Source organism: Providencia sp. PROV208 (genome assembly GCF_028479465.1).
GTDB lineage: Bacteria > Pseudomonadota > Gammaproteobacteria > Enterobacterales > Enterobacteriaceae > Providencia > Providencia alcalifaciens.
In genome coordinates this window covers 69692-93840 of the sequence record NZ_JAMPNS010000015.1, presented here as the reverse complement: position 1 = coordinate 93840, position 24149 = coordinate 69692, and the positions used below count along the sequence as shown (strand labels likewise).

Below are 24149 nucleotides of genomic sequence, written 5' to 3'. Positions count from 1 at the left end.
TTTTACGAAACGTAATGACCATTCGTGTCTGATTTAAAAATTAGACACGAATACATAAGCATAAATGGAAGTGTAAGTATCCTGCATAAGAAATGAAAAGAACAAAAATAAGATTAAACACATTAAGCCATACAAACTCCCCTAAGGAAATCAATAAAGCTATTTATGAAAAATATTCTTTCTAAAAGAATTTATATACGCACCTCCTTCAAACAATACAATGTTTACATTCATGAGAATGTGAATAAGATAAAAGATATATGAACTACTACGCAAAAGATCACTTCTAGGTAGCTTAAAGAAACCTAGGAGCACTATGAAAAAGATAAAATTGCAGTATCAGAACCCTGAAACTTATTTTGGAATAAAAAGGGAATGGAAATACTACCCTTTCCTTCGCAGTTGGATACACAAAAATTTCAGTACCAAACAAGAGAAAGGTTACTACTTTTTACACAAATTTGAGTATAAAGATTACCCGTTAAGACTACGCTCTGCTAGAGGAAAGCAACTGGCCACTCCCCGGGATGACTATCCAACAATGACTTATAAGCTCGGAAAAAGCTGGAAACATAACTCCAGAAGAAAAAATCAATATTTTCGACAGAATTAACTACTTCAACAGATTTAAAGGCGGCTAATTACCGCCTTTAAATCGACAAATCATAATGTTAACAACACTTCCTGAAGCTTAGCCTGTGCTTCCTGAAAATCCTGTTTTGTTGCATCTCCAGTTTCTGCCTGGTAATAAAGCACCGTAAACATGTTGGCAACCGCTTCGGCAACTTGTGAGATCTCGCGTGCAGCATCTTGATTTATAAACTCTAGCGTTGCCAGTTCGCTCGCTACGTGATGAATTGTTCTTTGAACTTCTGTATTATGTGGAGCTGTCATATATCACCTCATATCCAGGTGGTTTGTGAAAATGCAGGTCAGTGCACCATCACTGGCCTGCGTGCTTTAAAAACACTAGCTAATAAGCCCTGCGGCTATTGAAAATGGGCTATCTTCCGATTTCCCATCAAACACATTACTCGCTATTTCACTACAAAACTGCTCATGTTTAGCTTTAATTTCACGCTTTTTAATGAAATTAGCTATTTCTTCTGTTGCATCTACTTTTTCTTCCGCGAGCACAACATCAATCGGCTCATAAGAAACTTTTGCATTTAAATCCGCATTCTGGTCAAGTAAATCGAATGCGACCAAGAAGCTACTCTGTTTCATGTTCAATGCCTCTTATTTATCTGATTTGTTACGATTAACAAAGTCGTTAACCTCATCATTATCAGTCATTGATTGATTCATGCTGTGTTTATCACTTCCTGACAAAGCATTATCGGAAAACTCGGTCCTATCAGCATTTGTCCCTGCCATATCATCACGAATTGATGAATCTACATCCTTAGTACGGTTTTGGGTGCTTACAGAAGATCTATCCGTGCTATCGAAACCACCGGCCTTACTGAAAGGTGAATCTCCTGAATCAGTATTAGACCCACCACTTCTATTTTGTGTTGTCTTACTTCCTCCACTTGGCATTGTTCCATCTGCCATGCTACTTTGTGCTTGCTCAAAAGCCGCCTTTATCGCACTGATACCACTAGTCGCATTAGCAGCCCCGCTTGCTATCGCACCACCTGCTATTTTCATCCCCGCAGCACCCATACTTGCTGCTGTCATTACTGTCCCCATCGCGGCTCCTGCACCGAATGAACCAATCCCCATCGTTCCGATATTACCGCCAGAAACTAAACCTGAAATCATCGGTGGAACCTTGTTCACTAAAAACAGTAAGCAAAGAGAAATAACTAACATCACGGCTAATTCCTGACTTGCCATGTTCTCACTGATTTTATTGTGATAATCCAGCAAAAATTGCTTACCAATAGCGACAATAAGAACCATAGACAATAGCTGTGCGGCTATACCAAGAATGGATTTGTAATAGTTGATCGCCATGTCAGAAGTCCATCTGGAACCGCCAAAACCAAGGAAAAACACGCCTGCGTATAATAAAATCCAACTGGCAGCTAACAGTAATAATAAATTCACTGAAATAATGGCTAACACAACCAGTACCGCTAGTGCCATTAGTTCCATCATTAAAGCAGTGGCAAACTCTTTCCAGCTTAATTCTGAAGTTGCTTCAACAGTTCTGTCATATAATTCAAAGCCCATATCTAAAATGCTGGAAGGACCTAATTTACTGCTACTTAGCCCTCCCGCCTCCGCTCCCAACTGTTGCAATGAATCCACTATTGAACCTGCTATATTCATTCCGTGCGTTGCATTCGAGAGTAGCCACCAATAGAAACCAGTGAAAATAGTAAAACGAACCAATTCAGCAAAGAACTCACCAATATCCGCTTTACGTAGCGCCATCATGCCAAACGTCCACACCATAGAAATGGTTACTAGTGTCCAAAATAACCGACTGGCAGCACCTTCTATTGTTGGAGCCCAGGTTGAGGCTGCGCTATGAAAACGATTGAGAACATCATTCATCACGCCACTACTACTTAATTCTTGTGCCAACGCGATATCAGGAAATAACCCTAATATAATTAAGAAACAACATGAGATAGTGATTTTCATAATTTATTCCCTTAAAAGTTGTCTTCTGGACTTGATTTAAATTTCCACTCTTCAAGGGGATACCTTATTTAGCTTTAAATTCACTTCAAACTGATAGTGAAAAAAGTGAGCAAAAAGGTTTTATTAATTTACTTGTAGGCTTATTTGGTACATTTCGAAATACAACAGCTCACGCCCCAAAAATAACTTGGAAAATTAATGAAATTGATGCATTAGATATACTATCAATGGTCTCGTTAATACATCGAAGATTAGATGTAGCTATAGAAGCAAAAAAAATGTATGAAAATAGAATTTAACCATTACCAATGGTAATAGTATTTCTCAGCTATAACCATATGAGAATTATTTTTAATAATTATAAAGTTAAGTGGTAATGTGAAGTCATATATTACCACTGTATCCTTATCTCTTTTCAATGCTCAATCCATCAATTCCATTTTTTATTGTGAAAAAATGTTCATGATTAGGTTGTACTTTAGATGAAGAAAAAACTTCATATTCATTATTGTCAGAAAGAGCATAGTGTATGTTAATAGAATTTATTTTATTCTCCTTGGCTAATTTAACCAAACTACTTCTAAGCTCATCATATTCTTTATTCTTATTCCTATATTGATTATCCGAATTAAAATAAAGAATAAAACATTTTTCTAGTATACTTCCTTCCATATCAACATTTACTTCATCTATCATGGAGTTAGCAAAAACAAAGTTTAAATTATGTGTTGAATTATCTGCCTTTGAGTAGACTTTAAAAATATTAAAATATATAAATGAATCTTTTTTCTCATCTATAACATTATAGATAACATCGTTCAATCCAGAATGAGCTCCATTAGTAGGCCTTGTATCTGGATTTTTAGTAAAACCTACGTATTCGACTTTACTATCAATACCAAGATTAATATTTGTCGCTTCTAAAAAGTCATGGATTGTCATAGTACATGAATTACCATTTAAAAACTTAATTGTTATATACTTATCTCTTAAATAAATCTCAGGATTATAATGCTTTTTTGTTTCTTCATCAAAAAACTTACACTTTATGTTTTTTTTATATTCTTTCTCGCCAATTAAAATATGAATTTTTTTATTTCCCGTAAACGGATTATATGATGATTTCTTTTTTATATTAAACCTCACCCTTTCTCTAGAACATATAAAGTAAACAAATCTCTTTTCTAGTTTTTCTTCAATTTCATTTTTTAAATTTTTAAGAAAACTAACTATAGAGCGTTTTGTATCTACATGTTCAAGCATATCTGTTGGTCTTGCCACTAAGTCATACCAATATTTATAGTAAAAATCCAATTCTATATGCCATTCTTTTTCTGCATTTTGATATGCTTGATTTGAAGATAATAAAGAAAAAATACCACGGCTACTCATATAAATCCCTTACTGAAAAATTGATTAATTAACATACCGATTTGAACTATCTGAGCTCCACTCATCTATCATATCAGCCCAATCCTGCAACATCGCAGTGCGCTGCTCACGGTACTCTGCCTTATTGTACACTGCCCTAACCCCTTTCTGTTCATGTGCCAGGCATTTCTCTATCCAATCCGAGTTATAGCCAGCTTCATGCAACAATGTACTCGCTGTTCTGCGTAAATCGTGAGGTCCAAATTTAGCAAGGTCGTGCCCGTCTTTTTGCGCAGCTTTATAGGTAAGATCCAGTACCCGATTCATTGTTGCACTACTCATTGGCGCATCTGAATCATAGCGCGATGGTAGAATAAAATCAGAACCGCCTGCAAAAGTTTTTAAGGCAACTAAAATATCCATTACCTGACGCGATAAAAAAACCAAATGCGGATTGCGACGTTTCATTCGCTCTTTTGGGATTATCCAAATTGCTTCACTGAAATTAATTTCACTCCAGGTGGCGTTCGTTAACTCACTTTTACGTACCATTGTTAACAATAGCAGTTTTACAGCTACCCGAATTGAGGGCGTTGTCCCAACCTTCTCAAGATAGCGATACATCAAACCAATTTCACCTGGCGTTAACGAGCGATCTCTGGGTTCAAATTTAGCAATACTTGCAGGCCTCACTAAATCTGCTGGATTTTCTACCTTCTGACCCCGTTCAATCGCCCAGCGATAAACCTGAAGTACGATTTCTCGTGTATGAACAGCAGTCGCTGGTGCACCACGTTCAACAATAGTGTCAGTGATCGCCCGTAAGTCTTCGTATGTGATTTCATTTAACTTCTGGTTGCCAAATTTACCCTTGAGTTCCCTGGTATAAACTGATCGCCGCATATCCCGTGTAGAATCAGCCATCTGATAGCCACGAAGCCATTTTTCAGCCCATGCACCAAATGTTTCAGCACCTTTAATTCTCGCTTTATCTCTGGCTTTTTCTTTAGCTGGGGACTTACCATCTGTCACCATTCTTTTAGCTTCCCCTAGCCGCTCTCTGGCTTCAGCTAAAGTGATCCCGCCAATACCATAACGACCAAAAGTCACCGTTTCCTGTCTGCCATTAATGGCATAGTTATAGCGAAAAGAGACAGAGCCTGCAGGCGTTACAGCGACATATAGCCCATCTCTGTCATTCACTTTATAGAGCTTTTCTTTCGGTTTTAAATTTCTCAGTTTGGTATCAGTCAGCATTCATTTTTATCCTTTTTTAACGTTTTGATACCATGCAAAAACAGCCGTAGGAAACTATGATTTAATTTCTTTAAAAACAAACAATTACTTATTTTTAATACCATGAGAGGATCAAAAACTATTGCATGGTATCAGTCAGTGTTCATGGCATCTGCATCCGATAATACCAACTTTAATACCCCATTCAACTTGTGCTTGACGCTGCTAATCAATGCCAGATACGACAAGCTACAAAAGCAAAAAAGCCCACTTTTACATGGGCTTAGATAGTTATTTTGCCAGCCAGTGCCAGCTGATTCTTATTGGGGGATTATTCCCACTCAATGGTTGCTGGTGGCTTGCCGCTGATATCATACACTACGCGGGAAATGCCATTCACTTCATTGATAATACGGTTAGAAACACGACCTAAGAAATCATATGGCAGGTGTGCCCAATGAGCAGTCATAAAGTCGATGGTTTCAACTGCACGCAGAGAAACAACCCAGTCATACTTACGGCCATCACCCATTACGCCAACAGAGCGCACTGGTAAGAATACCGTGAATGCTTGGCTCACTTTATTGTACAGATCCGCTTTGTGCAGCTCTTCGATAAAGATAGCATCTGCACGACGCAGTAAGTCACAGTACTCTTTCTTCACTTCGCCCAGAACACGAACACCTAAACCTGGACCTGGGAATGGGTGACGATACAGCATGTCGTATGGCAGACCTAACTCCAGACCAATTTTACGTACTTCGTCTTTGAACAGCTCTTTTAGCGGCTCAACCAGACCCAGCTTCATATCTTCCGGTAAGCCACCTACGTTATGGTGAGATTTAATAACGTGCGCTTTACCCGTTGCTGAAGCCGCAGATTCGATAATATCTGGGTAGATAGTACCTTGAGCCAACCATTTGATATTTTTAAGCTTAGAAGACTCTTCATCGAACACTTCGATAAATACGTGACCAATCTTCTTACGCTTTTCCTCAGGATCAGAAATACCTGCTAGAGCATTCATAAAGCGGTCTTCTGCTTTTGCATGAATAATGTTCAGGTCAAATTTACCTTGGAACATTTCCATGACTTGCTCAGCTTCGTTTAAACGTAATAAACCGTTATCCACGAATACGCAAGTTAAACGCTTACCGATAGCGCGGTGTAATAGCAGCGCAGTGACAGAAGAGTCCACACCACCAGACAGCGCTAACAGAACGTGGTCATCACCGATTTGTTCTTTTAAGCGAGCAACGGTATCTTCGATAATTGCCGCTGAAGTCCACAGCGCTTCACATTGGCACAGATCCAACACGAAACGTTTTAAAATATTCAAACCTTGGTGTGTATGGGTTACTTCAGGATGGAACTGAACACCATAGAAACGCTTTTCAACATCTGCCATGATGGCATATGGGCAGCTAGGCGTGCTGGCAATCGTTTTAAAGCTTGATGGGATTGCAGTCACTTTGTCGCCGTGGCTCATCCATACATCTAAAACTGGCTTACCATCTTCGTTAATTGCATCTTGGATATCACGGAACAGGTCGCAATCTTCAAGAATTTCAACGTTTGCGTAACCAAATTCGCGCTCACCAGACACCTCAACGGCACCACCTAATTGCATAGACATGGTTTGCATGCCATAGCAGATACCTAATACAGGAACGCCTGCATTAAAAACATACTCTGGTGCACGTGGGCTGTCTGCTTCAGTGGTACTTTCTGGACCACCAGACAAGATAATGCCGTTAGGGTTGAACTCTCTAATTTGTTCTTCCGTGACGTCCCATGCCCACAGTTCACAGTAGACGCCAATTTCACGGATACGACGAGCAATCAGCTGAGTGTACTGAGAGCCAAAGTCAAGGATAAGAATGCGATGCTTATGGATATTTGTAGTCATTTGAGGAGAATTCCAACAATTCAAGTCAAAATAAAAGGCGGTGGCGCTACCACGATATCGCGCCACCCTGAAACTTTTTACTTACCGTTTTAAAGGGTAATTACTGCCCTAAACGATAGTTAGGAGACTCTTTCGTGATAGTCACATCATGAACGTGACTTTCTTGAATACCCGCACCACTGATACGAACGAATTCAGCTTTTGTTCTCAGCATATCGATAGTACCGCAGCCTGTCAGACCCATACATGAACGTAAACCGCCCATTTGTTGGTGAATGATCTCTTTTAGGCGACCTTTGTATGCCACACGACCTTCGATGCCTTCTGGTACCAGTTTGTCGGCTGCGTTATCTGATTGGAAATAACGGTCAGAAGAACCTTTAGACATCGCGCCCAGAGAGCCCATTCCACGGTATGCTTTATAGGTACGACCTTGGAACAAAATTGTTTCGCCCGGAGATTCTTCGGTACCTGCGAACATGGAACCCACCATGACACATGCTGCGCCCGCTGCGATAGCCTTAGAAATATCACCAGAGAAACGGATACCGCCATCTGCAATAACCGGAATACCAGTACCTTCTAATGCGCCCGCCGCTTCAGCGATCGCAGTGATTTGAGGCACACCAACACCGGTTACGATACGAGTCGTACAGATTGAACCTGGACCAATACCCACTTTTACTGCGCTAACGCCAGCATCAGCCAACGCTTTCGCACCTTCAGCCGTTGCAACGTTACCACCGATAATTTGTAAATCAGGGTATTTTTGACGTGTTTCACGAATGCGTTGTAAAACGCCTTCAGAATGACCGTGTGAAGAGTCAATCAGCAGGACATCCACACCCGCAGCAACCAAGGCATCAACGCGCTCTTCGTTGCCTGGACCTGCACCTACAGCCGCACCGACACGTAAGCGACCTTGTTCGTCTTTACATGCATTTGGTTTACGTTCTGCTTTTTGGAAATCTTTAACGGTGATCATACCTAACAGATGGAAGCTATCGTCGATCACTAAGGCTTTTTCAACACGTTGCTCATGCATTTTTTGTAATACAACTTCGCGTGCTTCGCCTTCTTTTACCGTCACTAAGCGCTCTTTTGGTGTCATCACTGCGGTAACTGGTTGGTCCAAATCTGTCACGAAACGCACGTCACGACCTGTAATAATACCGACTAAAGAATTATCTTTAGAGACAACAGGATAACCCGCAAAACCATTACGTTCGGCCAATTCTTGCACTTCACGGATCGTGGTTTCAGGGGTAACAGTGACAGGATCGGTAACCACGCCGCTTTCGTGTTTCTTCACGCGACGAACTTCTTCAGCTTGGCGCTCAATGGACATGTTTTTATGGATAAAACCAATACCACCTTCTTGAGCCAGTGCGATAGCCAGATCAGATTCGGTGACAGTATCCATCGCTGCGGAGAGCATAGGAATATTCAGGCGGATTTTTGCAGTCAGTTGAGTGGACAGATCTGCCGTGTTTGGCAGTACAGTTGAGTGTGCAGGAACGAGTAAAACATCGTCGAAAGTTAGTGCTTCTTTTTTAATGCGTAACATAGGCAATATCCCACCAGGCAGCGTTATGAAAGGTATAAAATATTGCCGCGGCATTATACACACCGTAATCGGTTGCTTCCAGCACTTTTTTCAAAAAAAACTTGATAAGTCCGTCGGCTGCGTTAGTATCAATCAATTAAGTCATTGTTTTAAAATTTGATCTAGCTCACATGTCGACTCAACAAAATAGCGCAATTTATTCCGTCAGCAAGCTCAACCAAACGGTAAGAGAACTTCTTGATACTCAAATGGGCCGAATTTGGTTAACTGCCGAAATTTCCAATTTTTCGCAGCCCAGTTCAGGACATTGGTACCTGACTCTCAAAGATGATCGTGCACAAGTTCGCGCGGCAATGTTTCGTGGACAAAATACCCGCGTCACCTTTCGCCCGCAAAATGGGCAACAAGTTTTGGTTCGTGCGGCCGTTACACTGTATGAACCACGCGGTGATTACCAACTGATTATCGAAAGCATGCAACCTGCGGGTGAAGGTCTTCTGCAACAGCGCTTTGAGCTACTCAAACAAACACTCAATGCTCAAGGCTTGTTTGATGTTATCCACAAACAAGCGTTACCGTCCCCGGCAAAACGGGTGGGTATCATCACCTCTGCAACCGGTGCGGCTTTACATGATATTTTGAATATTCTTCATCGTCGCGACCCGTCCCTCCCAGTGGTGATTTACCCAACCGCGGTTCAAGGGGATTTAGCGCCAGCACAAATCGCCAGAGCTATCGAACTGGCGAACTTACGTCATGAGTGCGATGTGTTAATTGTCGGTCGTGGTGGTGGTTCTCTGGAAGATTTATGGGCATTTAACGAAGAGATCGTTGCGAGAGCCATTTTTAATAGCCGATTACCGATTATTAGCGCCGTTGGTCATGAAACTGACGTCACTATTGCGGATTATGTTGCTGATGTTCGAGCGCCTACACCCTCCGCAGCAGCAGAGCTTGTCAGTCGTAATCAAACTGAAATGCTGCGCCAGCTAAAATCAGGACAGCAACATCTCGAAATGGCGATGGATTATTACTTAGCGGCTCAGCAACAACGTTTTGCACGCTTGCAGCATCGCTTGCAACAACAACACCCTCAACTACGTCTTGCTCGGCAACAAAATCAAATTTCTGCTCTACGCCAAAAACTAACAAATGCCATCAATCGTCAACTACAATCATCAACCTTCAAGTTTGATAAAAACCAGCGTCGACTTATGCAAAATGACTTACGTCCTCAATTACAGCGTCAACAGCGCCAATTGCAGCAAACTCAGTATCATTTGCAAAATATGTTGACCCACTTAGTTACCCGCTACCGCCAACGTTTCGCTGTCGCATGCTCAAAAATGGAGGCGGTTAGTCCTCTCGCCACACTCGCCCGCGGTTTTAGTATCAGTGAAACTCCCGAAGGCACCGTGTTGAAAAAGACCAGCCAAGTGAAATTGGGTCAACAACTCAAAACACGCTTGAATGATGGGTGGGTGGAAAGCCAAGTCACCAACATTCAAAAGGTTCGCACGAAAAAATCAACCAAATAGCTGTTTTATAAAATATATGGCACCATCCCGAATCGCACTATCCGCGGTTGGCATAATACGAGAGTAATGTAAAAAAGCATGTAATGTCCCTGAATACATTTTATATTCATATGGGACTTTATGTGCTTGAAACGTTTGAAATAATGTTTCGCTATCATCAATTAATGGGTCATATTGAGCACTTGCAATGAAACAAGGCGGTATACCTTGTGTTAGGTCATTATTAAATAAACAATAGTAAGGCTCTTCGCGACTACCTAAAGCGGTTAAATAAGCATTATCATATTCTTGGAGATCTTCTCGCCTTAACCCGTCCCATTCTCCCCCATACAGGCGACGACTACGCGAGTCGTGTAACCCATATAATCCATACCACAGCAACACTGCACAAATATCACCACAGTAAATGTGTTTATCCCGTAACCATAATACAGTGGCAAGCGCTAGCATTGCGCCTGCTGAGTCTCCTGCGAATCCAATATGGTTCATATTGAGCGTGAATTTCTCAGCGTGCTGATAATAGAATTGACACACCGCGACCGCCTCTTCTATGGCTTGGGGATAATGCGCCTCTGGAGAAAGTGTATAATCGATGCCAATCACCGTACAACCTGTGTACAGTGCCAGTAAGCGCATAATACGATCATGCGTATCGAGATTACCGAGAATAAATCCACCACCGTGCAAGTAAAACAGTGTGGCAGGCGTCTTTTCTATAGGGTGATAAATTCGCGTGACAACGTCACCTTTGTCTGTTGGGACAAGATTGTTTTTTATGCTAAATAATTCTGGTGAATTCGCATTCCAATAACGCCGATCCTCAATATAAGCAAGCCGCTGAGCCTCATAACTTCCATCATTGGGCTCAACAGGATCTTTCTGCGCATAATAGGCAATCACTTTTTGCATCTCAGGAGAGAGCAATTCGAGCACATTAATTTTATTGGTTATTTTCATTATGGTTCTCCTTGGATTTATTACCTTATTGTAATAAATCCAAGGAGATAAACTGCGAGAAGGGTATCCAATATTGAATGGCGTTTAAAGCGCGTGTCTATCAATCGTCGTTAGTGTGTAAGACTAAAAAGACTAAACGCCTTAATTATTTTACTGCTTAGTTAAAAACGCACTTGCCCACCAATCATATAACTACGTCCCCTTCCCGTTTCATTATTGCGACCTCGTTCCTCCATTACAGCACCTGAATTAGCACGGTTTAATACATCTGTGTAATTTTCGTTTGTGAGGTTATTAATCGCCATCATTAACTTGAAGTTTTTATTGATTTCATAATCTGCATATAGATCAACAATAGTAGGTTGCTTCTCATATTTTTCAGTCATCGCATCCCCATTTATATCTCCATCCGGAATTGGGCTAATGCGCTTAGAAGGTCCCGTCCATGTAATGGCTGAGCCGAGCGTCAGTTTTTCATCAAATAAACGCACGCCAGAATCTAAAGTCACATAATATTCAGGTAATTGGGTAAAGTCCCCTGCACTAAATACCGATGTACTGTTGATTGACACTGGTTGTTTGCCAGACTCTTGGGTGTAAGAAACCATGGAGTAAAATACCCCTGCATCGTAGTTTGCTTGTAGCTCATAACCCCGTAAATTAACATCGCGAGGATCGTTCACATACATATCTGCGCGTTGGAAAATATCCGGATTTTCTTTATCCCACACATCATCATTAATTAAACACCAATCAAACTCTTCCTGAGAATTTGCACGACATAACAGGAAAGACTTACTCGTGATGTAGTCTTTGATATGTGTATGGAACCACAGCGCTTTCAGGTTGAACTGATCACCTTCTACAATTAAGTCTGGCTTAAAACTATTAAAACCTACCTGCCAAGTTTGCGACTTTTCTCCTTTTAGGAATGGATTCATACTCTGACCACCATTTTGAGAGAAAAAAGCTTCCTGAGAGTTTGGTGCTCTCATTGAGTGCGCATAACTCACAAAAGGTTGAAATTCAGGAATAATTTGGGCGGAAACCAACACTCCGGGGTTAATGCCACTTTCCCGTAGATTTAATGTACTCGCTTCTTGAGGGAAGCATTTTTCCGTTTCATCACAAGCGGGTTTATACCCCTTAACTCGATAATTAAGGTAATTGAGGTCAAAGGTAGCCGTATAAATATCATACTGCGCTTCAAATTGGGTATACAAACTCGCAATATCTTGCGTACCGCTCGGAGAAAATGGGTTATAAATAACCGTATTTGGATCTTCCACTGGCTGCGTGATTTTTTGGTACTTAGTTTTCATTAGCTTCGAACCAAGCTGCCATTTGAAATCCATCTCACCATAAGAAAAACGGCTAGTATTGGAAATATTAATACTGTCTGATTTATTTTCTGACTCCGCATCCTTTAATGCACCACCAATAGGTTCGCCTTGGAATTTTTGCGTGTTAAACCCATGACTGGCGAGCACCTCAACATCTATCAATTCATTGATTGGCGTGTATTTATATTTCAGATAATAATCTTCGCTATTAATCTTACGGCTGGTTAGCTTATTTTGTAAAAATCGACCACTGAATTCGACTTCATGGCTATCATTCGGTTTATACTTTAATTTGGTTAATTGAGATTGCGGTTTTTGTTTAAATGTCGGGTCTGTTGCAAATTCATCTGTATCAAAACCATCCCCGTTTTTATAACTTCCAGGAATATTATGTCCACTCACTGCAATTAAACCACCGAAATACCCTTCGCCATCGTTTAATAAGGATTTTCCTGCAACAGAAACCATCCCATTATATCCGAGCCCATTATCACCCCAACTCCCCTTACTGCGCACTCCCCATAAATTATCCTTAAAAATAACGTCATCAATGGATAAGGTTCGGAAATTTGCACTACCCGCTAAGGCGTTGACACTATTACTGCCGTTGAGTTGCCCTTTCTCTACCTCAACAGACACAATAAAGTTAGGGTCAATCAGTGAGCCAAAATCATTACTTGGCTGCATCCCGTGAGTATATTTACTGGGTGATATTCCGTAGTAGCTTTGCGTGACGCCATCCACCATCATATTCACGCGGCCAAAGCCACTGAGACCACGGATATTCACATTGATGGTACCTTGGCTTGCGTCCATTTGAGTGTAAGTTCCCGGCATAGAGCGGATAATTTTATCCATAGACTGAAGTTTATTTTCAGTACCTACCGCGCTATATGCCCCTGGTTTTTCTAATGCTTTCACCAGCGGCGTTTGTTTTTGTGCGCCAGAGACTTTTAATTGGCTAAAATTAACCACATCATCCTGCTGCTGATTTGTCTGCTGTGTATTTTCAGCCAAAGCGAACCCTTGGAAGCCAGTGGAAATAGTCCCAGCTACCATGATTATTATTTTATTATTCATTAAACCATTCCTGTAAACGTACTAATAAAACAGTCGCTCACATTGCAAACGCAGAATAAATGTCATTTCTGCGAATAGGATTAGTTGTCGGTTTTAATAACCATACAACTAATCCTAGATAACCTTATATTGGCTACTTATTATTTATACTCTGGAAAATATGTTTCTTTGTTTTCTAACATCAGAATAAAACTGTATTCCCTTGCAATATCATCTAATGCATTAAAACGACCTGATTTTCCGCCATGCCCTGCATTCATATTGGTTTCTAATAACAATAGTGAATTGCCCTGTTTAAGATCGCGTAATTTCGCAACCCATTTAGCAGGTTCCCAGTACTGCACTTGTGAGTCATGCAACCCTGTAGTGACTAGAATATGAGGGTAATGCTGCGCTTCAATATTGTCATACGGGCTATAGGCTTTAATTCGCCAGTAATCCTCTTCATTTTCAGGATTACCCCACTCGTCATATTCCCCTGTTGTCAGTGGAATTGAAGGGTCAAGCATGGTGGTGACCACATCAACAAATGGTACGGAAGATACTACGCCTTCATATAGGTCAGGTGCCATATTAACAACAGCCCCCATTAATAGACCACCGGCACTGCCTCCCATGGCATAGACATGACCTTTTTTCCCATAACCTTGCGCCAATAATGCGTGGGTAACATCAATAAAGTCCGTAAAGGTATTCATTTTATGGACGGTTTTACCTTGAATGTACCAATTTTTACCCAGATCGCCGCCGCCACGAATATGGGCGATAGCATACACAAATCCGCGATCAAGCAAGGACAATCGAGAAGAACTAAATGATGGGTCGATGCCGTATCCATACGCTCCGTAGCCATAGACTAACAGCGGGTTTTTACCCTGTTTGAAGCTATCTTTGCGATAAACCAATGAAACAGGAACTTTCACACCATCTCGCGCCGTAATCCAAATTCGTTCACTTTGGTAATTTTCTTTGTTGAAGTCTTTTACTTCTTCTTGTTTTAATAGCTGTTTCTCTTGCGTTAGCATATTAATTTCATACACAGAAGAAGGTGTCGTCATCGAGGAGTAGCCGTAGCGTAATTTATCGGTATCTGGCTCAGGGTTATTGCCAATCCACGCCATATAAGCGGGATCCTCAAAACTGACAGCATGCTCTTTTTGAGTTAACCAGCTAATTTGGCGAATATTAACGAGACCATTTTGACGTTCTTCAATGACTAGCCAATTATTGAATAAGGCAAAATCCTCAAGATCAACATTGTCACGCGGCGCAATATAACTGACCCACGGAGCTGCCGCATTATCTGCAATGTACAAACCAAATAATGGATGCTGATGATTTGAGCGAATATAAAATTTTCCATTAAAATGGTCAGGATAATATTCCACACCCGTTTTACGTGGTTGTAGAACTATTGCATCATGCTGCGGCTGATTTGCATCAAGAAGACGGTATTCAGACGTTTCAGTACTGGTAATCCCAATTAAAATATAATCTTTGGAAGTCGATTTCGCTAAGCTAACGTAGTAAGTATCATCTTTCTCTTCATACACGAGCTTATCAGCCGATTGCAAAGTCCCATATTGATGCTTAACTACTTGATAAGGCAGCAATGTTTTTTTGTCTTTGTTGACGTAAAACAACGTGTGATTATCATTCGCCCAAACGATATTGCCTGACGTATTTGTCAGCACATTTTCTTGCCACGTGGAGTCATCAATTTTACGAAATGAGACAGCATAATCGTTACGACCTTGGCGGTCTTCCGCAATCGCAATCGTTGTATTATCCGGTGATATCGCTAATGCCCCCATCCGGTAATATTCAACGCCTTCTGCGCGTTGGTTACCATCAACTAATACTGTCCATTCGTCGTTGCTATTAATTGGGCGTCTTTCATAGATTGAGTAATTTTTCCCTGCCACGACACGAGAGCGGTACGTATAACCATTGTAGTTGTAGGGTACAGATTCATCATCCTGCTTCACTCGGGATAATAATTCATCGTAAATTTGTTGTTTTAATGGCTCACCCCGCTCAAGTTGTTGCGCGGTATAGGCATTTTCTTGATTCAAATATTCAATAATTTCTGGAGCTTCACGGTTATCATCTCTTAACCAATAATAGTTATCGACACGTTCGTCACCATGAATTGTCATAACATGGGGCTGTTTTTTCGCTATTGGTGCTAGCATTTTATCCTCCGCAGCGCTGCTGGCTGCATATAACCCTAGTAGTGTGACCACGCAAAATGTGGTGATTCTATTATGCATAGTGAATCCAATCTATTTATCATTAAGTGTAAAATCAATAGGTAACCTGACAGTTATCCGCCCATTGTTTAATATCTTCGTCGGAGGCTCGGGTAACGGCGCGGCACGCGATAAAACTTGCAGGGCTTCTTTGTCTAAAGAGCGCGTACCTGATGAGCCCACTAAACTGCTATCAAGTAAAAAGCCTTGGCTATCCACCGTAAACATCACCACAGGTTTGCCGATACGATTGCGTTTGCTCGCATCTTCTGGGTAGCGCTTATATTTATTCAATTTTCCCAGCACGATGGCTTCCCATTGCTTCTGAAGGCTATCATTTGCATCTGATTGGCTATTCAGTTCCGCTGCAATTTTTTGACTTAGTACCGGTGCGGCGGCATCACTGGTCGCAGGTGCATCGCTGGCTTTCGAATCGGTGGTTTGCACTTTTTTAACTTGCTTCTGTTCCTGTTTCTGTTTTTTCAGCTCAGGCTTCGTTTTTTTGGCTTCAGCCTTAATGAGTTGCACTTCAGCTTGTTCATTAACGGGCAAAGCAGGGATCGCGATATCTTCCGATGGTGTCTTGTGAGATTCACTCGCGACGGCAAGCTCTTGCGTTTTTCCAATATTCACTTCCGTTAACTGTTTAGCTTGAGCTTCGATAGACAACTCCATCACCACAGACGGTGGCGGCAGTGAGTCTTCCCATCGTTCATTATGCGTTGTCCAAATAAAAATCCCCACAATAGCAACGTGTAAAACGACTGCTAAAGCCAGCCATCCGCCCATTTTGGTGGTTCTACTGACATACCCACTTTCAAACGTTATTGTGCTCATATTCATCTTACGTGCTTTTATAGAGTTGCAAATGATAATTAATAACGAATGCAAATGGAAATTATTTGTAAATAAATATGATGATTACTTCACAAAATTAACGATTTTAAATCATCATATTAGTGACTATTGGTGATTATTTCGGCGTATACCACACATAATCCGCATGTAGGTTGTCGATTTCTTCACCTACCTCAGAAATAATCAATACTTTCAATGGTTCATTAGGTGCAAGGTCGAGTACATGTAATGGAACACCAATTGCTCGTGTTGCATGATATCCCCCAGCAAAAAGAACCGCTGGAGCAGGTGCATCCAATAACCCTTGAGCCATTGCCCTATCTCTTAGCTGTTGGATATTCATCATTTTGTTAGATTGAATATCATCCAATTCACCATTGTGTGAGCGTTTAATGGTTTCATTGATTAATGCTTGAATAACGGGTTGTGTTGAGTGCTTTCCTGTCAGCTTAGGCGGGTTATTGTAAGCTTCCATAACGGCATCTCGATTAATATTTGCCACTAACACTGGGTATGGCTGAGCTAACAAATACTTCACTAAATTCCCATATTGTGCCCATGGCCAACCTGTATTCCAATGCAACACTTCTTGTAATTTTTCGTCTCGAATATAAGGATTGCCTTGCATTTGTTTCTGGACATTGGCGACCTTACTTTGTTGATTGGGAGTAAGCATCTCTAGCAATACCGCCCCTTGCGGGCGTATCTGTTGCATTTCTTGTGCCACCCACTGCTCAATTTGATGATGATAAATATTATCGTGTTTTTCCCCAACAATGACCCGTGGGGATGCCGCAAGTTGTTGGATTAATTGCTGTGGTGTGATGGATTTACCGGAATCCAAATCAATGATTTTACCAACTTGAGTTAATTGAGGATCCAACTGTGTGGCAGGTTTTGGCGTTTGAGAGGTACATCCTAGCTGTGTGAAACTCAAAACGAAAAGCATTCCTAAGCTCAGGAGTGATGACTTTTTCGTTAAATAATTCAAAGAACGTGCTGATATCATTATCTTTTCCATATAGTGACTTTGAAGTCATTCAAAATACAGATAATGATAATCATTTTCAAATAAAAAAGACTCCCATTAACAAGAATGGAAGTCTTTCTGGGGAACTCGATAATTAATCAATCATTCGATAAATTATTATCAATGCAATAATTACAGTGGGTTTGTTTGAGCTTCCACTGCTGCTAATGCCACCATGTTCACTATGCGGCGAACTGAGGCAATTGGCGTTAAAACATGGACGGGTTTAGCAACACCCATTAATACTGGGCCTACCGTCACACCATCAGAGCTGGTCACGCGCAGTAAGTTATAACTAATACGTGCAGCTTCCATGTTTGGCATAATTAATAAGTTTGCAGAACCTTTCAATGGGCTATCTGGCATCACATCTTTACGAATTGATTCAATTAATGCCGCATCTGCATGCATTTCACCATCAATTTCTAAGTTTGGTTCACGGGCTCTCACTAACGCTAGCGTATCACGCATTTTCTGTGCCGATGAGCAATCTGAAGACCCAAAACTTGAACGGGATAACAACGCAACTTTTGGCTCAATACCAAATCGACGAACAGTATCCGCCGCCATTAACGTGATTTCCGCTAACTCTTCAGGGGTTGGGTCTTCGTTCACATAGGTGTCGGCAATGAACGTATTACCCGTTGGTAATAACAAAGCGTTCATTGCGCCCGCAGCGTGAGCCCCCTCACGGAAACCAAACAGGTCTTTAACCACTTGGTAATGTTCACTGTAGCTACCGATTGAACCACAGATCATGCCATCTGCTTCACCTCGCAGTACCATGATACCGCCGATAATGGTTGGGTTCGCAATCAAGGCACGACGCGCCATTTCTTGGGAGATGCCACGACGCTTCATGATCTGATAATATTCTTGCCAGTATTCTTTAAAGCGTGGGTCATTTTCGTTGTTGACCACTTCAAAGTCTTTGCCCAGCTCGATATGTAATCCTAGTTTTTGGATACGCATCTCAATCACGCTTGGACGCCCAACCAGAATTGGGAAAGCTAAACCAAGAGAAACTAACTCTTGAGTTGCATGTAAAACACGCTCTTCTTCCCCTTCCGCTAAAACAATGCGTTTTAACTCTTTTTTCGCTTGAGAGAAAATAGGCTTCATAAATAAGTTTGTTTTATGCACAAACTGATTCAATTTTTCAACATATGCATCCATATCCGTAATTGGACGCGTTGCTACACCCGATTCCATCGCCGCTTTCGCAACGGCTGGCGCAATTTTGACAATCAGACGTGGGTCAAACGGCTTAGGAATAATGTATTCTGGACCGAAAAACAGATCTTGGTTGCCATATGCTGAAGCCACTTCTTCGCTTTGCTCCGCCAGCGCTAAGTCCGCAATAGCATATACACACGCCAGTTTCATCTCTTCGTTAATGGTGGTCGCACCCACATCCAAAGCACCACGGAAGATGAATGGGAAACACAGCACGTTGTTAACTTGGTTCGGGTAGTCTGAACGTCCCGTGCAGATAATCGCATCAGGGCGAACTTCTTTCGCCAGTGGTGGCAAAATCTCAGGTTCAGGGTTTGCCAAGGCTAAAATCAGCGGGTCTTTTGCCATGGTTTTAACCATTTCTGGTGTTAATAGTCGAGGACCAGAACAACCGAGGAAAATATCCGCGTCAGGAATCGCATCCGCTAATGTACGCTGTCCATTATCTTCAATGGCATAAGCAGCTTTAGTCGCATCCATTCGCTCATCACGACCTTTATAAATGACCCCTTTTGAGTCACAAACGGTGATGTTTTCACGTTTTAATCCTAATGCAACTAATAAGTTCATGCAGGCAATCGAGGCCGCACCCGCACCGGATACCACTAAACGAACATCGCCAATTTCTTTTTTCACAATACGCAGACCATTGATCACCGCTGCCGTACAGATAATCGCGGTACCGTGTTGGTCATCATGGAACACAGGAATATTCATGCGTTCACGTAATTTTTGCTCAATATAAAAACACTCTGGTGCTTTAATATCTTCGAGGTTGATACCGCCAAAGGTCGGTTCTAACGACGCAATAATATCGATGAGTTTGTCTGGATCGGTTTCATCCACTTCAATATCGAAAACATCAACGCCCGAGAATTTCTTAAATAAAACGCCTTTCCCTTCCATAACAGGCTTACCGGCCAATGCACCGATATTCCCTAAACCCAGTACTGCTGTACCGTTAGAGATAACCCCTACAAGGTTACCTTTTGCTGTATAGCGGTACGCTTTCAGTGGATCATCCGCAATTTCCAAGCACGGCACGGCTACCCCTGGAGAGTAGGCTAATGCGAGGTCGCGTTGGGTTACTAATGGTTTGGTTGGTGTGACAGTAATTTTCCCAGGATGAGGAAACTCATGAAAATCGAGAGCACTTTGTTTTAATTTATCATCCATCATCAAGTCCTTTCAAAATTTGGTAAGGTAAGAGCCTTCACAGTATAAACACATCTTGTTAGCAAATCATGATCGTGCCTATGATTTCCAGAAAAATCTTTCAGTTACAAGAAATCTACACGGATTTACCACAAAATGACAATGGTGTATTTTTAGATATACACAATATTGTTATTATTTTTATTCATATCATTTTTTAAATACCTTTAATTTTTTTCAATCTTAGTTATTATTTTTTTGAAATTAATGTATTATTCCAAAGCTCGCTTCTATTTGACCTAAAATATATTAAGCTCCATAAATTTCGCTTCCATTATTCATGTTTTTATAAAGCCAATTGACTCATCAATTAAGAATGATGATTTCATGCAAACTTAAATATATTATATTTTAACTATATTAAATCTAGTTAATCGAATAAGTTGTAAGACATAAAAAAGGAACCCACTATGTCTAATCATACGGTTATGATTATCGATGAACATCCTATTTTTCGCTTTGGATTATCCCACTTATTAACATCAAAAGCTGAATTTGAAATTTCAGCTGAAGTTACAAATAGCAAAGAAGCCTTAAACATTGCCACCACTAAACAGCCCAATATGATACTGATCGACACTATCTTACAGGGTAATAAAACATTCGAGACTATCCGATTACTGCGCAAACATTGCATTAATAGCTACCTCCTTGTACTTTCCTTCTCAACAATGAAAACGGATATCTACTCTGCCATTGATGCCGGTGCTCAAGGTTACCTACTAAAAAATAGCGAGCTAGATATGTTACTCAATAGCATAAAAAAAGCGATGGAGGGGCATCATGTATTCAGCGAAAAAGTTTATCAACATCTTATCACTCGACATCAAACTAAAGACCCACTATCCACATTAACCCGGCGTGAATGTGAAATATTGCATGAAATGGCCGCTGGATTAAAAAATAAAGAAATTTCTCAGTTATTATTTATTTCAGAGGAAACCGTTAAAGTTCACATTCGAAATGTTCTGAAAAAATTACGGGTTCGTTCTCGCTTAGAAGCCAGTTTAATATACATGCGCTCAAAATAATTCAACATGATTTAATTTAATTGATGTAAGTTATCTAAATTAATTATTTTATTATCCATTTATAAAATCATGAATATTAACTCCGCTTTAGTTATTATTAAATCGCTTTTAATATTAATAAATCTTTTCGATTCAAGGGGGTAGACCACAATTGTATTTTCCCGCATTATGTATGGCATAACATAGTTCGCCATCAGAGGAAAATCATATGTCCAATACCCCTGTGCCCCCTTATACCATGTATGGGATTAAAAACTGCGATACCATTAAAAAAGCACGCCGTTACTTAGACGATAATGCAATCGGCTACCAATTCCATGACTATCGCGTTGATGGCATTACAGATGAGCTTCTCTCCACATTTTTACAGCATATCGATTGGGAAACGCTTGTGAACAAACGAGGTACCACTTGGCGTAAACTGAGTGATGAAGAAAAAAATGCCGTTATTGATGCAGACAGCGCCAAGAAAGTACTACTCGCTGAACCAGCAATGATCAAGCGCCCTATCCTTGTCTCCGCAGACCACCGTTACCTTGTCGGATTCAATGCTGACGACTACCAATCATTCACACGATAAAAGGTGACTCAATGAACAGCCCTGTCATCGAACTTGCACAACAACTTATTGCACGCCCATCAATCAGCCCTGATGACCAAGGTTGCCAAGATTTACTGATTGAACGTTTGAATAACATCGGTTTTACTGTCGAAAAAATGCCATTTGGCGATACGCTTAATTTTTGGGCTCATCGCGGCAACGCAGGTAAAACACTTGCGTTTGCTGGACACACAGATGTTGTCCCTGCTGGCGATCATAGCAAGTGGCAGACGCCGCCATTCACGCCAACCATTATCAATCAGCATTTATATGGGCGTGGCGCCGCTGATATGAAAGGCTCTATTGCCGCGATGGTCGTGGCCGCTGAGCGCTTTGTCGAAAAATATCCGACTCATACGGGACGTCTCGCATTTTTGATTACCTCTGATGAAGAGGCTAAAGCGACCCACGGAACTGTTAAAGTCGTTGAAACATTACAAGCTCGCCATGAATCCGTCGATTACTGCTTAGTAGGGGAACCGTCGAGCCAATCTGCGCTTGGCGATATCATTAAAAATGGTCGTCGAGGCTCTATCACCGCCCACTTAACCATTTTAGGCACACAAGGGCACGTCGCTTACCCACACCTTGCAGACAACCCCGTGCATCGCGCAACAAACTTTCTTCAAGAATTAGTCACAACAAAATGGGATGACGGTAACCAATACTTCCCTGCCACCAGCATGCAAATTGCCAATATTAATGCGGGTACGGGTGCAGATAACGTGATCCCTGGAGAGCTAAAGGTACAATTCAACTTCCGCTTTAGTACGGAATTGACTGACACCATAATCCGTGAACGCGTCACTGACATGCTTGAGCGCCATGGTCTGGCTTATCGCTTAGAATGGTTCTTATCCGGTCAGCCTTTCTTAACAGGTGACAGTGAATTAGTGAGTGCAACCGTCCAAGCTATCCATGAAGTTACAGGGCGTGAAACCACACTATCCACCAGCGGCGGTACATCTGACGGGCGTTTTATTGCGCAAATGGGTACCCATGTGATTGAATTGGGTCCACTGAATGCCACCATCCATAAAGTGGATGAGTGCGTTAGCATCGAGGATTTACAACAGCTTGCTGTCATTTATGAGCGCATCATGGAGTTACTACTACTATGATCACCATCGAGATGCTTACAGGGCGTTCCACCGACCATTTAGTCACATTAGGCGGTCATCATCGACTGCAATTTAATACCACTAAAGCCTTTCTTGCTATGCAACAAGCTGCGGCACGCGCAGGATTCAAGTTACAATCTGCCAGCGCATTTCGCGACTTTGCTCGTCAACAGGTGATTTGGAATGAAAAATTTGCAGGTCAACGTCCCGTTCTCGATACACACAGCCAACCGCTAGACATTTCGACCTTAACTGAAGGGCAGCTGTGTGAAGCGATTTTGCATTGGTCTGCGTTGCCCGGTGCTAGCCGCCATCATTGGGGAACTGAAATTGATGTTTACGATCCGCTACGGATCCCCGCTGGACAAACATTGCAATTGGAACCGTGGGAATACCAAGAAGGTGGGTATTTCGCTGAGTTAAATGATTGGCTCACCGATAATATGGCAACGTTTGATTTCTATCGCCCTTTTACTGCTACAGATGCCGGTGTAGCAGAAGAACCTTGGCACATTAGTTACTGGCCATTGTCCCATGAAGCAGAGCAACTATTAACGCCAGACATTATCAAACAGGTACTCACTGAGGAAGATATTAGCGGGAAAAACTGGTTACTCGCTAACCTTGAATATGTGTTTAACCGCTATATTAAAGTGCCGGATTAATGTTTATTGTCACTCGGTGCCTTACTGAGTGACATTTTTCCACTTTATAACTCAGTCTTACTCTGCTGAGTTTCCGTAGCATCCACCACAGGTAAACGGTACATAAAAATCAGCAACCAACACATTCCCACGAATAGCCCGATTTTTAACCACCCATAACTGACCACCCAAATCGAAAATGCAAATGTCAGGACGATGAGCGTCATCGCTTTCGGTTTTACACCTTTAGGTAATGCCCGATAAGTCTGCCAGTGACGTAAATAACCGCCAAACCATGAGCGATACAATAGCCAATTATGAAAACGTGGGGATGAACGAGAAAAACACCATGCTGCCAGTAATAAAAAACACGTTGTTGGCATCACAGGTAAAATTGCGCCTAAAAAGGCTAAGCCAACGGCAATCCACCCTACTGTAATGAATATGATCTTCTTTATATTCATTCCGGCTCTCCCGTTAAAACAAAAAACATGGTTAAATAACCCCACTTAAGCTAGCTAATTAGCAACGTTGGCTGCGCTACACATTATTATGATTAATA

Annotated in this window: 21 protein-coding genes; 7 read left to right on the top strand and 14 right to left on the bottom strand. The window is 41.4% G+C overall.

Annotated elements, in window-relative coordinates:
* Positions 1-316: 316 nt before the first annotated feature.
* Entirely contained in the window at positions 317-613 is a 297-nt protein-coding gene (locus tag PR766_RS11885; protein ID WP_154636565.1) for a hypothetical protein, read from the top strand.
* Between the two features lie 50 nt (positions 614-663).
* On the opposite strand, the gene PR766_RS11880 is transcribed toward PR766_RS11885, so the two are convergent.
* From PR766_RS11880 to trbL, 3 genes are all read right to left on the bottom strand, one after another.
* Positions 664-894: a type I toxin-antitoxin system ptaRNA1 family toxin gene (locus tag PR766_RS11880; RefSeq protein ID WP_154636564.1), complete on the bottom strand. Its 231-nt coding sequence runs from the start codon at positions 892-894 to the stop codon at positions 664-666.
* A 75-nt stretch (positions 895-969) separates the two neighbouring features.
* A complete protein-coding gene (locus tag PR766_RS11875) occupies positions 970-1227 on the bottom strand; it encodes a hypothetical protein (RefSeq protein WP_154636563.1) in 258 nt (85 codons plus the stop codon).
* Between the two features lie 12 nt (positions 1228-1239).
* Positions 1240-2598 (bottom strand): P-type conjugative transfer protein TrbL, encoded by a 1359-nt coding sequence (gene trbL / locus PR766_RS11870; protein ID WP_154636562.1) that lies wholly within the window; start codon positions 2596-2598, stop codon positions 1240-1242.
* A gap of 59 nt (positions 2599-2657) precedes the next feature.
* On the opposite strand from trbL, the gene PR766_RS11865 reads away from it, so the two are divergent.
* The gene (locus PR766_RS11865) at positions 2658-2897 is read left to right on the top strand and encodes a TIGR02391 family protein (RefSeq protein ID WP_230086866.1); all 240 of its coding nucleotides are present in this window, start codon (positions 2658-2660) and stop codon (positions 2895-2897) included.
* Between the two features lie 106 nt (positions 2898-3003).
* Here the strand turns inward: PR766_RS11865 and PR766_RS11860 are convergent, their stop codons facing one another.
* From PR766_RS11860 to guaB, 4 genes are all read right to left on the bottom strand, one after another.
* A complete protein-coding gene (locus tag PR766_RS11860; protein ID WP_154636561.1) occupies positions 3004-3990 on the bottom strand; it encodes a hypothetical protein in 987 nt (328 codons plus the stop codon).
* A gap of 24 nt (positions 3991-4014) precedes the next feature.
* Positions 4015-5226 carry a tyrosine-type recombinase/integrase gene (locus PR766_RS11855; RefSeq protein ID WP_154636560.1) on the bottom strand — a complete coding sequence of 404 codons (1212 nt, stop codon included), beginning with the start codon at positions 5224-5226 and terminating at the stop codon, positions 4015-4017.
* 310 nt (positions 5227-5536) lie between these two features.
* Entirely contained in the window at positions 5537-7114 is a 1578-nt protein-coding gene (gene guaA, locus PR766_RS11850; RefSeq protein ID WP_006661621.1) for a glutamine-hydrolyzing GMP synthase, read from the bottom strand.
* 100 nt (positions 7115-7214) lie between these two features.
* A complete protein-coding gene (gene guaB / locus PR766_RS11845; RefSeq protein ID WP_006658865.1) occupies positions 7215-8681 on the bottom strand; it encodes an IMP dehydrogenase in 1467 nt (488 codons plus the stop codon).
* A 170-nt stretch (positions 8682-8851) separates the two neighbouring features.
* Between guaB and xseA the strand changes: the two genes are divergently transcribed.
* Complete coding sequence (gene xseA, locus PR766_RS11840) at positions 8852-10219, top strand: exodeoxyribonuclease VII large subunit (protein ID WP_154636559.1); 1368 nt, start codon at positions 8852-8854, stop codon at positions 10217-10219.
* Here xseA and aes read toward each other — a convergent pair.
* The 6 genes from aes to maeB all read right to left on the bottom strand — a co-directional run bounded on the left by aes (position 10208) and on the right by maeB (position 20151).
* Positions 10208-11176: an acetyl esterase gene (gene aes, locus PR766_RS11835; protein ID WP_154636558.1), complete on the bottom strand. Its 969-nt coding sequence runs from the start codon at positions 11174-11176 to the stop codon at positions 10208-10210. The two genes, xseA and aes, sit on opposite strands and share 12 nt — an antisense overlap.
* 161 nt (positions 11177-11337) lie before the next feature.
* Entirely contained in the window at positions 11338-13599 is a 2262-nt protein-coding gene (locus PR766_RS11830) for a TonB-dependent receptor domain-containing protein (protein ID WP_006658869.1), read from the bottom strand.
* A 140-nt stretch (positions 13600-13739) separates the two neighbouring features.
* Entirely contained in the window at positions 13740-15872 is a 2133-nt protein-coding gene (locus tag PR766_RS11825; RefSeq protein ID WP_154636557.1) for a S9 family peptidase, read from the bottom strand.
* A gap of 12 nt (positions 15873-15884) precedes the next feature.
* Entirely contained in the window at positions 15885-16688 is an 804-nt protein-coding gene (locus PR766_RS11820; protein ID WP_154636556.1) for an energy transducer TonB family protein, read from the bottom strand.
* Positions 16689-16824: 136 nt separating this feature from the next.
* Complete coding sequence (locus tag PR766_RS11815; RefSeq protein WP_230086853.1) at positions 16825-17718, bottom strand: ChaN family lipoprotein; 894 nt, start codon at positions 17716-17718, stop codon at positions 16825-16827.
* Positions 17719-17871: 153 nt separating this feature from the next.
* Positions 17872-20151 (bottom strand): NADP-dependent oxaloacetate-decarboxylating malate dehydrogenase, encoded by a 2280-nt coding sequence (gene maeB, locus PR766_RS11810; RefSeq protein ID WP_006661616.1) that lies wholly within the window; start codon positions 20149-20151, stop codon positions 17872-17874.
* Positions 20152-20600: 449 nt separating this feature from the next.
* Here maeB and PR766_RS11805 point away from each other — a divergent pair, with 449 nt between their 5' ends.
* From PR766_RS11805 to PR766_RS11790, 4 genes are all read left to right on the top strand, one after another.
* Positions 20601-21221 carry a LuxR C-terminal-related transcriptional regulator gene (locus PR766_RS11805; protein WP_006661615.1) on the top strand — a complete coding sequence of 207 codons (621 nt, stop codon included), beginning with the start codon at positions 20601-20603 and terminating at the stop codon, positions 21219-21221.
* A 208-nt stretch (positions 21222-21429) separates the two neighbouring features.
* Positions 21430-21801, top strand: coding sequence for an ArsC family reductase (locus PR766_RS11800; protein WP_006661614.1), 372 nt, complete (start codon positions 21430-21432; stop codon positions 21799-21801).
* Between the two features lie 11 nt (positions 21802-21812).
* Positions 21813-22943, top strand: coding sequence for a succinyl-diaminopimelate desuccinylase (gene dapE / locus PR766_RS11795; protein WP_154636554.1), 1131 nt, complete (start codon positions 21813-21815; stop codon positions 22941-22943).
* Positions 22940-23608: a M15 family metallopeptidase gene (locus PR766_RS11790; protein WP_006658877.1), complete on the top strand. Its 669-nt coding sequence runs from the start codon at positions 22940-22942 to the stop codon at positions 23606-23608. Before dapE ends, PR766_RS11790 begins: the two co-directional genes overlap by 4 nt.
* Positions 23609-23652: 44 nt before the next feature.
* Here PR766_RS11790 and PR766_RS11785 read toward each other — a convergent pair whose 3' ends face one another.
* On the bottom strand, positions 23653-24051 hold the full coding sequence (locus PR766_RS11785) for a DUF454 family protein (RefSeq protein ID WP_006658878.1): 399 nt from the start codon (positions 24049-24051) through the stop codon (positions 23653-23655).
* Positions 24052-24149: the final 98 nt, after the last annotated feature.

Coding starts and splice junctions, on each gene's coding strand:
- PR766_RS11885 (WP_154636565.1), top strand. CDS start 317: ATGAAAAAGATAAAATTGCAGTATCAGAACCCTGAAACTTATTTTGGA.
- PR766_RS11880 (WP_154636564.1), bottom strand. CDS start 894: ATGACAGCTCCACATAATACAGAAGTTCAAAGAACAATTCATCACGTA.
- PR766_RS11875 (WP_154636563.1), bottom strand. CDS start 1,227: ATGAAACAGAGTAGCTTCTTGGTCGCATTCGATTTACTTGACCAGAAT.
- trbL (WP_154636562.1), bottom strand. CDS start 2,598: ATGAAAATCACTATCTCATGTTGTTTCTTAATTATATTAGGGTTATTT.
- PR766_RS11860 (WP_154636561.1), bottom strand. CDS start 3,990: ATGAGTAGCCGTGGTATTTTTTCTTTATTATCTTCAAATCAAGCATAT.
- PR766_RS11855 (WP_154636560.1), bottom strand. CDS start 5,226: ATGCTGACTGATACCAAACTGAGAAATTTAAAACCGAAAGAAAAGCTC.
- guaA (WP_006661621.1), bottom strand. CDS start 7,114: ATGACTACAAATATCCATAAGCATCGCATTCTTATCCTTGACTTTGGC.
- guaB (WP_006658865.1), bottom strand. CDS start 8,681: ATGTTACGCATTAAAAAAGAAGCACTAACTTTCGACGATGTTTTACTC.
- xseA (WP_154636559.1), top strand. CDS start 8,852: ATGTCGACTCAACAAAATAGCGCAATTTATTCCGTCAGCAAGCTCAAC.
- aes (WP_154636558.1), bottom strand. CDS start 11,176: ATGAAAATAACCAATAAAATTAATGTGCTCGAATTGCTCTCTCCTGAG.
- PR766_RS11830 (WP_006658869.1), bottom strand. CDS start 13,599: ATGAATAATAAAATAATAATCATGGTAGCTGGGACTATTTCCACTGGC.
- PR766_RS11825 (WP_154636557.1), bottom strand. CDS start 15,872: ATGCATAATAGAATCACCACATTTTGCGTGGTCACACTACTAGGGTTA.
- PR766_RS11820 (WP_154636556.1), bottom strand. CDS start 16,688: ATGAGCACAATAACGTTTGAAAGTGGGTATGTCAGTAGAACCACCAAA.
- PR766_RS11815 (WP_230086853.1), bottom strand. CDS start 17,718: ATGATATCAGCACGTTCTTTGAATTATTTAACGAAAAAGTCATCACTC.
- maeB (WP_006661616.1), bottom strand. CDS start 20,151: ATGGATGATAAATTAAAACAAAGTGCTCTCGATTTTCATGAGTTTCCT.
- PR766_RS11805 (WP_006661615.1), top strand. CDS start 20,601: ATGTCTAATCATACGGTTATGATTATCGATGAACATCCTATTTTTCGC.
- PR766_RS11800 (WP_006661614.1), top strand. CDS start 21,430: ATGTCCAATACCCCTGTGCCCCCTTATACCATGTATGGGATTAAAAAC.
- dapE (WP_154636554.1), top strand. CDS start 21,813: ATGAACAGCCCTGTCATCGAACTTGCACAACAACTTATTGCACGCCCA.
- PR766_RS11790 (WP_006658877.1), top strand. CDS start 22,940: ATGATCACCATCGAGATGCTTACAGGGCGTTCCACCGACCATTTAGTC.
- PR766_RS11785 (WP_006658878.1), bottom strand. CDS start 24,051: ATGAATATAAAGAAGATCATATTCATTACAGTAGGGTGGATTGCCGTT.